Here is a 13,435-nt window from a genome sequence, read left to right on the forward strand (position 1 = left end):
TTCCTAAGCATTACTCACCCGTCCGCCGCTAGAAATCGGTAGCAAGCTACCTATTCCCGCTCGACTTGCATGTGTTAAGCCTGCCGCCAGCGTTCAATCTGAGCCATGATCAAACTCTTCAGTTTAATACTTTGTAGCACCTTAAAGGGTGCCAATCTTGGCTCATCAATTACTGACAAAAATTTGCTCAAATAAACTTCGAGTAATTTCTACCATCAATCAATGAAAATAATTTCGATCAATCAACTAGTAAAAATCCACACAAGTTGTTCTTCATAATCTCTTAATGATCTTCTTAATGCTTCGTCAGCAAATAAGAAACAACATCAAACAACTTAAAAACTTACGTTTATCGCTGTCTGCGTTGGTATGCAGCGTATTCTATAGAGTTTCAAAACAAACACAAGCCCCTATCATAGAAATTTCTATGATATTGTGCTTGAGTGTGTATTTTTTAAACTAAATGCAATTTATTGCTTATTTAAAGATCAATATATCCACATATTTTGCCTTATGAAAGACGAATTTTATAATTCTTGGTAATTTTTATATTCTTCAATCTAAAAAGCCCGTATTTCAACGGACTTTTCGAATAATACGAATTTTAAGAAAACCAATGAAGTTATGAAAGTGGCTTTAGTTTGCTTGCTCAGCCAACCAACTCATGAATTTTTGTCGTTCAGCTTTACTAGCCTTCTGCCAAAGCTGAATTAATTGTTGATCTGCCCCATTTTCATTAATAATCACATTTTTTGAAGCTACTACAGGAGATACTACGTTCGTTGGTTTTGCAGTTACAGATTGCGCATAAACAGGTGCTGGTTGATTTTCTGGCACAGCTTCTTTCTTCGTAAAATCTACTGCATTACCTAAAACACCATTGGAGAAAATCGTTTTTTGTTCTTTCTTCGCCCCAGCTTGCTGCACAAGTAATTGATTAGATCTGTCATACAAACCAAATATCGGCTGGTCTTTATATTTTTGCGCAGCATCAAAATCTTTTGGTGCATTGACTAGACCCAAACGATACTCTTGACCATCAATCAGTGCTGGAGTACGAATAGCGGCCACACCTGACTTTAAAATATCGTGAGAATTATCAGCATGTTGAAAAAATTCGCTATAACGTACAGTTAATAGGTTTTCACCTGCATCTAGCTTATATTTCTCTGTAGATCGAAATAAACCACCTGTAACTTCTTGATCATTAACTGCAACTATTTTGATTTCTTCCGGAACAGTCAAAGTTACAGCTGCAAATCCTGCACTACTTAACATCAGCGCTGTAGCTGCAACAGTTAATCTTAAAGTCATCATTATCACTCTTTATCAATTATTTAGTTTCGATTGCACTATGCAATGCATATGTGACAATCTTATGACATCTAACAATCACTGTATATTTAGTTTCAAGACATTATTTAGATATTCATTCAAGAATTTTGCATATAAAAAAAGGATGCTTAAAGCATCCTTTTTTAATTCATCACACCATCATTACTTGAAAGTTTTGAATCGTTCTTCATCTGCAATAAAGGTTTTTTCACCTGCAGGCGCTTCAATCGAACCAAAAACAAGCTGTGCACGTAGTTTCCATTGATCTGGCACATCAAATGCCGCAGCTGTTTCAGCATCAACAATTGGATTGTAATGTTGCAATGATGCACCGATATTTTTTTCAGCCAATGCCGTCCAAGTAGCAAATTGAGCAATCGCCGTTGAGTGTTCAGACCATACTGGGAAATTATCTGCATAAAGTGCAAATTGTTCTTGGAGTGCTTTTACTACAGCCTGATCTTCATAAAATAATGCTGTACCAAAACCTGCTGCAAAACTATTAATCTTGCCATTGGTTCCTTCAAATGCATCTGCAGGTACAATTTTACGTAAAGTTTCACGTACGATATTCCAGAATTTTTGATGTGCATCACCAAACAGAATAACAACACGAGATGTTTGAGAGTTAAATGATGATGGACTTAAACGTACAGCATTTTTAATGGTTTGCTCAATTTCATCTTGCGATAAACTCACGTTATTACCAATAGAATAGATTGTGCGACGTTGTTCGATTTGATTCAAGAATGACATTACAAGACCTCTTTTTATTTTCAATTAGCTTACTAAGTTGTGATTTATAATAGGTGATGTTTTTAACAGTTGCATGACTATATTTACAACATTGTGTCTTATTTCTAGAACAATCAGTTATAAGCATCTAAATACCTACAACTCACTTACATTCAGATTTTGGTTTCACTGATTTAGAATGCAGAGATCAAAGCAACTTACAGAACATAGAAATTACTCATAAATTCTAAACTGATCTTGATCTTCGAGTTCTAAACGTTCAGGCGCTTGACCTTCAATTGAACCAAAGACTAACTGCGCACGAAGCAGCCATTGTTTTGAAATATCAAAGTGTTCGGCAACGGCATAATCAATGTGTGGATTATAGTGTTGTAAACATGCGCCTAAACCTGCATCTGCGATCGAAGTCCATACTGCGAATTGCGCCATGCCAGACGTTTGCTCCGACCACACTGGAAAATCTTCTGCACTTAATGGCACTTTCTTTTGTAATTGTTGAATCACAACTTGATCTTCATAGAAAAGTACAGTTCCCAGGCCAGCTGCACACTGATCTATTTTGAGCGCCACACCTTCAAAAATATAACTCGCAACATTCTTGCGTTGTACGTCTTTTACAATGTCCCAAAATTTTTGATGAGATTCGCCAAATAAAACCACAATACGTGTGCTTTGCGAATTATATGCAGATGGACAGCTTCTTACGGATTCTTGAATCAGTTCCGCCAAATAAGCCTGACTGTAATGCACCTTCTTTCCAAGCTTGTAGATACTACGACGTTTCTTTAGTTGGTCGACAAATGACGCTTCTACTTCTTGTTCGGTAGTTTTCTTTTTTAATTTAAAATCTTTAGTGATATCCGCAGTCAATACATGACCAATTTTATCGAGTAACGCCACCCTAAACACCCCAAAGCAATTTTTATATATAACAATAATTCCTTACTTATTCTAAGGGTATATCAGGCTGAATTTTGACTATGATTTATTCACATGTTGCTTTTTAAATCAATCAGTAAGCTCAAAAACAAAAAACTCCGCATTTTGCGGAGTTTATGTGACATTTAACGCATTTTATTTATCAGTTTCAAATAATGCTGCGACAAATGATTTTGCTGAGAATGGACGCAAGTCATCAATTTTCTCACCTACACCAATAAAACGAATTGGCACATGGGTCCGGCTTGCAATATTAAATAACACACCACCTTTTGCTGTACCATCAAGCTTAGTAATAGTTAGACCTGTAAGGCCTACTGCCTCGTCAAACATTTCAACTTGGTTAATGGCATTTTGACCTGTGCCTGCATCTACCACTAACATCACTTCATGCGGAGCTGTAGCATCAATTTTTTGCATTACACGTTTTACTTTAGACAACTCTTGCATGAGGTGTCCTTTGTTGTGTAAACGACCTGCAGTGTCTGCAATCAGCACATCTACGCCTTTTGCACGAGCACTTTCAAATGCATCAAAAATAACAGATGCAGAATCTGCACCATGACCTTGCGCCACAACGGCAATATTATTGCGTTCGCCCCAAATTTGTAATTGTTCTGTGGCTGCTGCACGGAATGTATCACCAGCAGCCAACATTACTTTTTTACCTTCACCTTGTAAGCGTTTCGCTAATTTACCAATCGTGGTGGTTTTACCCACACCATTTACACCAACAACCAAAATCACATACGGATTTTTATTGCTGTCGATATGTAGCGGTTTAACACGTGGTGCAAGTAATGCCACCAGTTCTTCTTGAAGCGCTTTATATAAAGAGTGCGAATAGATTAAATCGCCACGTTCAGTACGTTCAGTTAAGTTCGCAATAATCGTTTTGGTTGCATCGACACCAATGTCAGCAACCAAAAGTTGCTCTTCAACTTCCTCTAAAAGTTCATCGTCAATTTCCTTCCCACCGATCAGGATATTCACCATGCCGTCTGCCAAGTTCTTACGTGACTTTGCTAGACCTTCTTTCATACGACTAAAGAAGCCGCCTTTCACCTTCGAATCTTCAGTTTCTGACTCTGTTTCTTGTAATGGTGCAGCAACTTCTTGCTGCACTTTCGGTGTCTCGATAATCGGCACATTTACCGCAGGTAAACTCGGTAGCGTGACATCGTCATCACCGATATCAGCATCAATCAAAAATTTATTCTGCCCATGAGATTGCTGTTGCATGCCGAATCCTTGAAAAGCACTGCGTTAAAAAAACCGATTCTATCATAAGTTATCTTAAATTGAGTCGCTACACGCCTGTCAGAGCGAAGCACACTAAAAAACAACATGTTGAACTTGCAATCAAAATTAACTTTAGGAAAACTAGATAGCTATAAAATGCATTTTAATGGATTCCTTTGTGTCCCATAAAAACAGATTTTCTCCTTGTCTTTTTAAAACTTTATTTCGCTCTGCGCTTCCTATCTGTGTCATTAGCAGTTGCCTTTGGTCTGCAACTCATCTACATGCAGACACACGTACCCAATTAACACGTAGCACCTTTGAAACCACACTTAAAAATGGCTTAAAGGTCATTATCCGTGAAGACCACCGTGCGCCGATGGTAATGACCCATATTTGGTATCGTGTTGGCAGTAGTGATGAGTCGGGCAATCTATTAGGGATCTCCCACGCGCTCGAACATATGATGTTTAAAGGAACCACCAAAGTTCCTAATGATGAATTTACACGTCTCAGCCGTATCTATGGCGGCAGCATCAACGCTGCAACCTTTACCAATTACACCAATTATTATCAGTTGTATCCAAAAGCCTATTTTCCTATGGCGCTGGAGCTCGAAGCGGATCGTATGAGTAATTTACGATTGCAACAACAAGATTTCGAGCCTGAAATTAAAGTGGTTATGGAAGAACGCAGACAGCGTACAGATGATAACCCTCGTTCTTTGGCTTATGAACGTTTCAAATGGATCTCTTACCCAACCAGTCACTATCGTCAACCCGTCATTGGACACATGAAAAATCTGCAAAACATCAAATTAGCAGATTTAAAACAGTGGTATAAAGATTGGTATACCCCAAACAACGCCATTTTGGTGATTGTCGGTGATGTCGATGCCGAAGCAGCAATACGTCAAGTTCAAAAATACTTTGGTGATATTCCATCACGTAAAACACCTGATCGTAACGATGTGATGGAATTCGAACGTGTGGGCTATCGTCACATGGAACTAAATTTGCCCGTACAAGTGCCCAATTTGTATATGGCGTGGAATGTACGCTCACTGGCTACCGCAAAAAATCCACAAGATGCTTATGCACTCAATATTATTCGCAATATTTTAGACAGTGGGATCTCATCTCGCCTACAAGACAAACTGGTACGAGATAGAAAATTACTCACGGCTGTAAGCGTTTCTTATGATCCATACAATCGTGGAGACAGCTTGTTTACCATTTCAGCACTCCCTGCCGATGGCGTCAAAATGGAACAAGCGCAAAAAGCTATACAAGATGAAATCGACACTTTAAAAACAGAATTAGTCAAAACACCTGAAGTTGAACGTATCACCACACGTTTTGTCTCCAATTTAGTCTATAACCAAGATGACATCAGCAGCCAAGCCAAGACTATCGGTAACTTAGAAGTCAATGGGCTCAGTTTCAGGCTAATGGACGAATTACCAAAATTATATGAAAACGTCAGCGCACAGGATATTCAACGTGTCGCCAATGCGTATTTTGTCCGAGAAAATTTAAGCACCATGTATCTACTTCTAGAACAGACGGAGGTTCCAACAACCTCAAATAAAGCAGATCAAACAGTAAAATCCGCTCAAACGGAAGTTGTTATTCCAGAGCAACAAATCAGCTCAACCCAAAACACAGATAGCGTCTTGTAAGGATTAGTGATGACTATTACGAAAATTTTATCCCTAAGCTTACTCACTGCGTTTGGCTCAATCCTCCATGCAGAAACATATACGGAAAATGTTCCTGACCTCAACGATAATCCGAGCCAATTACAATCTATCCCCATGCTGCAAAGTTTAAAGAATTTACAGATTGATAAAGACTACCGTGCTCCACTTGTTCAAGTGCTGAAAAACCGAAATGGTGTGAATAGCCTGTTTGTTGAATCGCAAGATCTACCCATGGTGGATATTCAACTGACCTTTAATGCAGGTTCTGCTCGTGATGAAGAAGTCGGAAAAGGCTTGTATGGTGTTGCCAACATGGCTGCACGTTTAATCGATGAAGGCACAGAAAAATACAATGCAACGCAAATTGCCTCGGTTTTTGACCAAACAGGTGCTCAATTTAGCGTGCAAGCACATCGAGATATGTTTGTCGCTCGGTTACGCGTATTGTCAGACCCTAAAAAATTAGAACCTGCTTTAAGTATGATGATGGACGTGATTAAAAATGCGACTTTTAAAAACTCCAGTCTCAACTTAGCACTCAGCAATAACCAAGCTGGTCAGAAACAACTCCAAGAAAGCCCAAGTCGCTTAATGAATATTCGTTTCTATCGGGCTGTATACGGCACACATCCTTATGCAGAACCGATTACGGGAACCAATGGCAGTATCAAAAAAATAACACCAGACATTTTAAAGAAGTTTCGTGATCAATTTTTAGTTGCTCAAAACATGAATATTGCCATTACAGGTAAACTCAGCAAAAAAGAAGCACAAAACCTTGCTGAACGTATTTCCGGAAACTTAAACCAAGGTGAAAAAGCTAAGGCACTTGCACAACCAGAAGAAAAACAAGGGTTTGATATCATCCATCTTCCCTACAATTCCACCCAAGCCAACGTCATGTTTGGACATTTAGGAACGACACGTGATAACAAAGATCGATTAGCCCTAGAAGTAGCTAATCGAATGTTTGGTGGTGGAGGTTTTAACTCGATCCTCATGCAAGAGCTTCGCGTTAAACGTGGTTATACTTATGGTGCCTATAGTGCATTTAGCTTTAGCCAAGCACCCGGTATTTTTAGCTTTAGCTATGGAACACGTCAAGATCAGCTAATAGATAGTATTCGAGTGGCACATAAGGCTTTTAATGATTTTGTCAAAATGCCTATTGATCAAAAACAAATGGAAGAAACCAAAGCAGGCATGCTGCGTGCTTTTCCAAATAATTACAGCAGTAATGCAACGATCAATGCACAGCTTGGTCTATTAGGGTTTTATCAACAAGATCCAGATTATTTGACCCAGTACCCGAAATTATTGGAAAAAATAACTGTAGCTGATGTACAAAATGCGGTTCGTACTTACATGCACCCTGAAAATATGACTGTGATAGTGGTCAGTAAAACCTTAGATAAAAATGAAGTACAGCAGATATTGGAAGAGAATATACAAGCAGCTCCAACCAAGATAATCCCTGCAACTAAAGCTGTTCCTCTGCCAAAGCAGGAAGTTGATGTGCCCGTACAGACTCCATCTGATAAGCATGCATCAATTTAAGATAAGCACCCACACGAATGCGATCTTGCTGTCTCAGTAGCATCGCCATTTCCTGTGTTTCAGGATAACTTTGCTGCAAAGCAAGTCGTGACACGTTTTGGTATTGCTGTACAGAAATAGGACGATATAAGGCAATCACAGCCAATACCAAAATTACCACGATCATGACTGAAACAAAGATATTATAAATTTGCTCAAGCTGTATTTTAGATTTGAATTGAGTAATTTTTTCTAAATCAATAGTCATACACTACCTCAGGTTCAAAGTAGTGTATGGCTGACGTTCAAGAAGTTCAAGTCACAGCGCTTAAAACTGCATCAGTTCACCTTTTCAGTCTGTGAGTTAGCTAAACAATTTAATGAATAATGGTACGTATCACCGCAAAATAAAGAATTAATGCAATAATCGCCAAAACGATAAATACTGCAAAAATACTCATTCCACCTTCTGCATGCGCAGGATGTAAATCATCATCATCGGCGATTTTGAGTAATTCGCCATTATATGCATTGTAAAATTCTAAGCGCTGTGCCTTATCTAAATCCCGTGTGAAATCATATACACGTTTGCGCTGTGCCAAACCAAAATCCCCTAAATGAATTTCTTGATGAAAAATTGCTTCATCAAGATTGCGACGATGTAGATGTGCCAACTCCACAATTTGCGCTAATGTCGGAGGATAATCTAAAGTTAAACCGTCTAAAACTCTTGTCATTTACTTCTCCTTATTATCTACAACTTCTTATGATAGTATTTTACTCACGAAAACAATTGTCCATTGTTTAATCATGTAAACTATAGCAAATTAGAAATATTTACGTGAATAGTTGACAATTCAAGATAATTGTAATATTAGTTTAATAATACTTAGTTAAATTAGTTAATAGGGCTAAAGAATGGGCCCTTAATGATCATAATTAGAATAAGGAGTTAAATATGATTCAACAATTCTCTCAACATGAACTCGAACATGTATACGCAAATGCGGTAAACACAATTCAATCTCAAATGAACTTCAGCGATGCAGTTCATGAATTGGAAGATGCAGCTCGTGCTGGACATGGTAAAGCAGCGTTATTTTTGGCTGAACTTTATTATCAAGGCTTCCGCGTAGAACGTGACTCACTCAAAGCGCAATATTGGCAGAACATGGCCACCTTGCAAGCATAACAAAACGTCACTAAGGTGGCGTTTTTTACACCCTTCAACTTTTAACTACATAAATTCTTACAATCAAGTTCAAAGCTTACACAGCTTTTTCATAAGAATTTCCTACAATAGGAGCAACATCAACAACACGCTGCATATGATGTCTAAATTAAAGCAATATAAACCTATTCCAAAAGATTTATTTTTCAAAATTAGTATTTTAAAAACCATGATGTACTGTGGAGTCCTTTGGGGTCTCTACCACCAACAAGGTTGGGCAATGACCAGCGATCAAGATCATATTATCTTCCCGTTTTGGTTAAATGGCATTCAAGCGCATAAATATGCCAAAAAGCATTGGCCCAACTACACTCCACGACGCATTACACCACAAGATTTTGAGGCATCGCTATTACCGACATTAACACGCCTTAAAGTCATCCCTGCGTTGCATAGCTCAAGTCACATCCGTCTCAAGCTCACAACCTCGCAAATGCGTTTATTCTTTTTTAACCAAAATAAGATTCAAATGGCATAAAACCCTCAGTGCATGTTTGACCCCAACATGCACTGAAAAGTATTTGCTTTTTTCGAATTTCGCGCTAATTTAAATTAAACAAAAACTACTATAAAGGAATGAAAATATGACTACAGTTGCCCAAGTACTTAAAGACAAAGCTTATCAAGAAATCTACACCATCACTCCAGATGCGACTGTACTCGAAGCCATTTCCCTGATGGCACAAAAAGGCATTGGTGCCCTCGTTGTGACCCATGAAGGCACAGTCGTTGGTATTTTGTCTGAGCGTGATTACACACGTAAAATCGCCCTGATGGAAAGAACATCTTTCGATACCTCTGTCAGCGAAATTATGACTGGGAGCGTAATCACCGTGACAAGTGCAGCGACTGTCGAAGAATGTTTAGAGCTTATGACAGATCGCCATTTACGTCATTTACCTGTCGTTGAGGAACAGAAATTAACTGGCTTAATCTCCATCGGCGACCTTGTAAAAGCAGCAATGGATGATCAACGCAAACTGATCGAACAACTTCAACAATATATTTCAGGCTAAACTCAATAACTCCCCCCTTAATAAAGTTTAAGGGGGGAATCTAGAAATCAAAATTTTTCATATAATTCACCAAATGTAATGACATACACAATACAAATTAATTACTTTTCTCAATTTCATTTATTATGTTGAAACCTGCTTTAGATAAATTAGCCCACCTTGATGCCATCATTTTAGAATTGGAACGCTTGATGGTTTCTATGAAAGACGATGAACTGCTGCAATACCACCGACGTACGATTAATTTGGAGATTGCTTCTGCTGTCGCTGAAATTTTAGATGCAAAGGCAATTATTTATGCACTACATCCTGAGTTAATTCTAATTACATCAAGCTTTGACCACACTTTTTATAAAAAGTCAAAAAAAATATCCCAGTTAAAAACTGGGATACTTCGAATATAGATCAGGCTATACAACTGCAAAAGATTTTTGCACCATCAACAGATGATGAGCAACTTAGTCTTTTTTAATGGCAATAATTAATTTAAACCTAATTTTTCAGCCACATAGTCTGAGTCTTTATCGCCACGGCCTGAAACGTTAACAACAATCTTCACATCTTTAGCAAGTTTTGGCGCTTCACGAATTGCCCATGCAACAGCATGTGAACTTTCTAGTGCAGGAACAATACCTTCCACACGTGAAAGCGTCATGAATGCATCTAAACATTCTTGATCTGTCGCTGTTGTATATTCAACACGACCTAGGTCTTTTAACAAGCTATGTTGTGGTCCCACTCCAGGATAATCCAAACCTGATGCAATTGAATGCACTGGTAATGGTTCACCCTGTTCATCTTCAAGGACATAACATGCCATGCCATGAATTTGACTTGGCTTACCCAATGTCAACGTCGCAGAGTGCATATTGGTATCTAAGCCATGACCAGCCGGCTCTACACCCACAAGTTTAACATCGGTGTCATTGAGGAATGCTGTAAATGCACCAACGGCATTGGATCCACCACCCACACATGCAACCACATAGTCAGGATTTGCACCAAAACGCTCGTTGGTCTGAACTTTAATTTCATCACCAATAATTGACTGGAAGTCACGAACCATTTTCGGGAATGGATGTGGACCAACCACTGAACCAATCGCATAAATAAAATTGGTTGGATCTTTTAAATATTCTTCAAATGCGCTATCTACTGCATCTTTGAGCGTAGCTGTACCACGAGTAACAGAGATTAGGTTGGCACCTAAAATCTTCATTTTCACCACGTTTGGATGTTCTTTTTCAATATCCACTTGCCCCATGTGAATTTCACATGGAATACCCACCAAGGCACAAGCCGTTGCTAATGCCACACCATGCTGACCTGCACCAGTTTCTGCGATCACTTTGGTTTTACCCATGTATTTTGCTAACAAAGCTTCGCCAAGGCAGTGGTTAATTTTATGTGCGCCAGTATGGTTGAGATCTTCACGTTTCAGGTAGATTTGTGCTCCACCTAATTTTTCAGACAAGCGCTTTGCATAAAACAATGGACTAGGACGTCCAACATAGTGTGCAAACAACTCTTTCAATTCATTTTGAAATTCTTCTGTATGACGAATTTGCTCATAAGCAACATTAATGTCATCCATTGCCTGTTTTAAATCTGGTGGAATGAACTGCCCACCGTATTCACCGAAGAAACCTTCTTCATTAGGTAATGCGATACCATTAATTTGATGATCCATCATATTTCCTTCATGTTGTATGCAGAACAAAGACTTTTAAATACTATCCAATTTTGAAAATAAGAAACAATGCAAAATTGGAGTAAGTAATATAAACATCATTGATAAGAAAAAGTATCGTTTTTAACGCTTTAGCGCGCTAAATATTTCGTCATATCTTCCACACCTTTTAGGGTCATTGGGAACATATGATCTTCAAAGATTTGTTTAATCGCAGCAATGGTTTGGGTGTAATGCCAATAACTTTCTTCTTCTGGGTTTAACCACGCTGTTTTATCAAAATGATTACGTAAACGCTGTAACCACACCTGACCCGCTTCATCATTCATATATTCCACAGATCCACCTACCGAGTTCAACTCATACGGTGCCATACTTGCATCACCGACAACGATAACACGGTAATCTCGCCCATAGGTATTGAATAGATCCCATGTATTCATACGCGTGCTTGAACGGCGAATATTGTCTTTCCACACATAGTCATATAAACAGTTATGGAAATAGAAATACTCTAAGGTTTTAAATTCAGTTTTTGCAGCGGTAAAGAGCTTCTCGCATTGGGCAATATGTGAATCCATCGATCCCCCAACATCAAACAGCATCAACACTTTAATGCGGTTACGTCGTTCTGGAACAAGCTGTACATCCAAAATGCCTTGCTTGGCTGTTTCACGAATGGTTCCATCAATGTCAAGCTCATCTGCTGCACCTTGACGGGCAAATTTACGCAAACGACGCAATGCCATCTGCATCTGACGACTGCCGAGAATCTGCTCATCATCTAGGTTTCGGTATTGACGTTGTTCCCAAACTTTCACCGCAGATCGTTTACGACCAGGCCCACCGATACGCACGCCTTCAGGATGGTCACCATAGGCACCAAAGGGCGAGGTACCGCCCGTACCAATCATTCGATTACCACCCTGATGCTTTTTATGCTGCTCGCGTAAACGCTCTTCGAGCATTTTCATCAATTCTTCTAATGAACCAGCTTTTTTTAATTCTTCTCGTTGTTCTGGTGTTAAATGCTTTTCGATTAGCTCAAGGTCAAACCAATCCTTTGGCAGTTTATGTACCTGATTTAATAGCTCATCCAAATCAAAGGTGGCAATACCGTCAAAATAGTCCTTCATTGCACGGTCGAACTTATCAAAGTAACGTTCATCTTTGACCATGACGGTTTTTGCAAGCTGATAAAATTCATTTTGATCTGCAAAGACCAGCCCTGCTGCCACTGCTTGGTTCAAGTCAATCAATTCACGAGTTGAAACAGGAACACCGTATTTTCGAAGGGTATAAAACAATCGCACAAACATAGGCGAATAAAATCCAATAAAAATTAAATATCAGGAGGTCAAATCCAGTGTGAATGCATGTGATCTTGTTATTTCATCTGCAACTGAGTCTTGCCTTTACATCCACCATTATGAAAAATTGATTCCTACAAGTAAAGCCAAAAGCTTTTACTGTGTGTTCATATACGTTGCCCTACCTACCCAAAGAAACACAAACGGCATGATTTATTCGCAAGTCGCATTTCTTTCTTTAAGTGATTTTTTAAGAGTTTCATATTTGCGCTGAACATCGAGACGATCCTGCTGCAACTTTTCAATGGATACGATTTTATGAAAACCTTGATGGTTTCTATAGCGGTTAAAGTCATTTAGATTCAAGATCACAAAATCATAGTATTTCAGCTCGAGTACAGTTGCAGCACAGGCCTTTTGTTGAATGGTCGTTTGAGCTGCGAGATGATCTGATTGATCAATGAGCTTTTCTTTAAGTTGATGTTCTGCAACTTGCGCCCAATACGCATCCTGGAGTAGCTGTTGATGCTGCTGTTCAAACTGAGCATCATCCATCGCATAGCTATACCCAGATAAATACAAGCTCGCAGCCAACAAGAGTACGGTCGGCTTTAATCTCTTAGTTACAGCTATGTGTACTTGAGATAAGTATGCGCTTGTCTGCATAATTCACCTTTA

The 13,435-nt window shown here is 38.9% G+C and carries 14 protein-coding genes, 1 rRNA gene and 1 pseudogene; 6 read left to right on the plus strand and 10 right to left on the minus strand.

Features of this window, described 5'->3' with window-relative positions:
• The 5 genes from FTT77_RS00005 to ftsY all read right to left on the minus strand — a co-directional run.
• A 16S ribosomal RNA gene (locus FTT77_RS00005) occupies positions 1-125 on the minus strand; the annotation flags it as partial.
• A 511-nt stretch (positions 126-636) separates the two neighbouring features.
• Positions 637-1,314 (minus strand): DUF2057 domain-containing protein, encoded by a 678-nt coding sequence (locus FTT77_RS00010; RefSeq protein WP_180074048.1) that lies wholly within the window; start codon positions 1,312-1,314, stop codon positions 637-639.
• 183 nt (positions 1,315-1,497) lie between these two features.
• Positions 1,498-2,091, minus strand: a complete 594-nt coding sequence (locus FTT77_RS00015) for a nitroreductase family protein (RefSeq protein WP_180007270.1) — start codon at positions 2,089-2,091, stop codon at positions 1,498-1,500.
• Positions 2,092-2,304: 213 nt separating this feature from the next.
• Complete coding sequence (locus FTT77_RS00020) at positions 2,305-2,991, minus strand: nitroreductase family protein (RefSeq protein WP_180007271.1); 687 nt, start codon at positions 2,989-2,991, stop codon at positions 2,305-2,307.
• Positions 2,992-3,165: 174 nt separating this feature from the next.
• Positions 3,166-4,272, minus strand: a complete 1,107-nt coding sequence (gene ftsY / locus FTT77_RS00025) for a signal recognition particle-docking protein FtsY (protein WP_180007272.1) — start codon at positions 4,270-4,272, stop codon at positions 3,166-3,168.
• A 250-nt stretch (positions 4,273-4,522) separates the two neighbouring features.
• On the opposite strand from ftsY, the pseudogene FTT77_RS00030 reads away from it, so the two are divergent.
• Positions 4,523-5,836 (plus strand): annotated as a pseudogene (locus FTT77_RS00030) (M16 family metallopeptidase); the annotation flags it as partial.
• Positions 5,837-5,962: 126 nt separating this feature from the next.
• Positions 5,963-7,531, plus strand: coding sequence for a pitrilysin family protein (locus FTT77_RS00035; RefSeq protein WP_180108718.1), 1,569 nt, complete (start codon positions 5,963-5,965; stop codon positions 7,529-7,531).
• Here FTT77_RS00035 and FTT77_RS00040 read toward each other — a convergent pair.
• Together FTT77_RS00040 and FTT77_RS00045 are read right to left on the minus strand one after the other, a co-directional pair.
• Entirely contained in the window at positions 7,455-7,778 is a 324-nt protein-coding gene (locus FTT77_RS00040) for a hypothetical protein (RefSeq protein WP_180049421.1), read from the minus strand. The genes FTT77_RS00035 and FTT77_RS00040 overlap by 77 nt on opposite strands.
• Before the next feature lie 109 nt (positions 7,779-7,887).
• Positions 7,888-8,247, minus strand: a complete 360-nt coding sequence (locus tag FTT77_RS00045) for a hypothetical protein (RefSeq protein ID WP_111884936.1) — start codon at positions 8,245-8,247, stop codon at positions 7,888-7,890.
• 221 nt (positions 8,248-8,468) lie between these two features.
• On the opposite strand from FTT77_RS00045, the gene FTT77_RS00050 reads away from it, so the two are divergent.
• The 4 genes from FTT77_RS00050 (at position 8,469) to FTT77_RS00065 (ending at position 10,161) form a co-directional block, all read left to right on the plus strand.
• Positions 8,469-8,702: a hypothetical protein gene (locus FTT77_RS00050; protein ID WP_078188494.1), complete on the plus strand. Its 234-nt coding sequence runs from the start codon at positions 8,469-8,471 to the stop codon at positions 8,700-8,702.
• 139 nt (positions 8,703-8,841) lie between these two features.
• Positions 8,842-9,219, plus strand: a complete 378-nt coding sequence (locus FTT77_RS00055; RefSeq protein ID WP_180007275.1) for a DUF2750 domain-containing protein — start codon at positions 8,842-8,844, stop codon at positions 9,217-9,219.
• A 106-nt stretch (positions 9,220-9,325) separates the two neighbouring features.
• Complete coding sequence (locus FTT77_RS00060) at positions 9,326-9,757, plus strand: CBS domain-containing protein (RefSeq protein WP_078193901.1); 432 nt, start codon at positions 9,326-9,328, stop codon at positions 9,755-9,757.
• 125 nt (positions 9,758-9,882) lie between these two features.
• Complete coding sequence (locus FTT77_RS00065) at positions 9,883-10,161, plus strand: hypothetical protein (protein ID WP_180007276.1); 279 nt, start codon at positions 9,883-9,885, stop codon at positions 10,159-10,161.
• 77 nt (positions 10,162-10,238) lie between these two features.
• Here the strand turns inward: FTT77_RS00065 and trpB are convergent, their stop codons facing one another.
• The 3 genes from trpB to FTT77_RS00080 form a co-directional block, all read right to left on the minus strand.
• Entirely contained in the window at positions 10,239-11,447 is a 1,209-nt protein-coding gene (gene trpB, locus FTT77_RS00070; RefSeq protein ID WP_180007277.1) for a tryptophan synthase subunit beta, read from the minus strand.
• 131 nt (positions 11,448-11,578) lie between these two features.
• Positions 11,579-12,766, minus strand: a complete 1,188-nt coding sequence (locus FTT77_RS00075) for a VWA domain-containing protein (protein ID WP_180007278.1) — start codon at positions 12,764-12,766, stop codon at positions 11,579-11,581.
• A gap of 204 nt (positions 12,767-12,970) precedes the next feature.
• On the minus strand, positions 12,971-13,423 hold the full coding sequence (locus FTT77_RS00080) for a hypothetical protein (protein WP_180007279.1): 453 nt from the start codon (positions 13,421-13,423) through the stop codon (positions 12,971-12,973).
• Positions 13,424-13,435 lie beyond the last annotated feature (12 nt).

Origin of the sequence: Acinetobacter sp. YH01010, from assembly GCF_013420775.1 — a bacterium.
Taxonomy (GTDB): Bacteria; Pseudomonadota; Gammaproteobacteria; order Pseudomonadales; family Moraxellaceae; genus Acinetobacter; species Acinetobacter amyesii.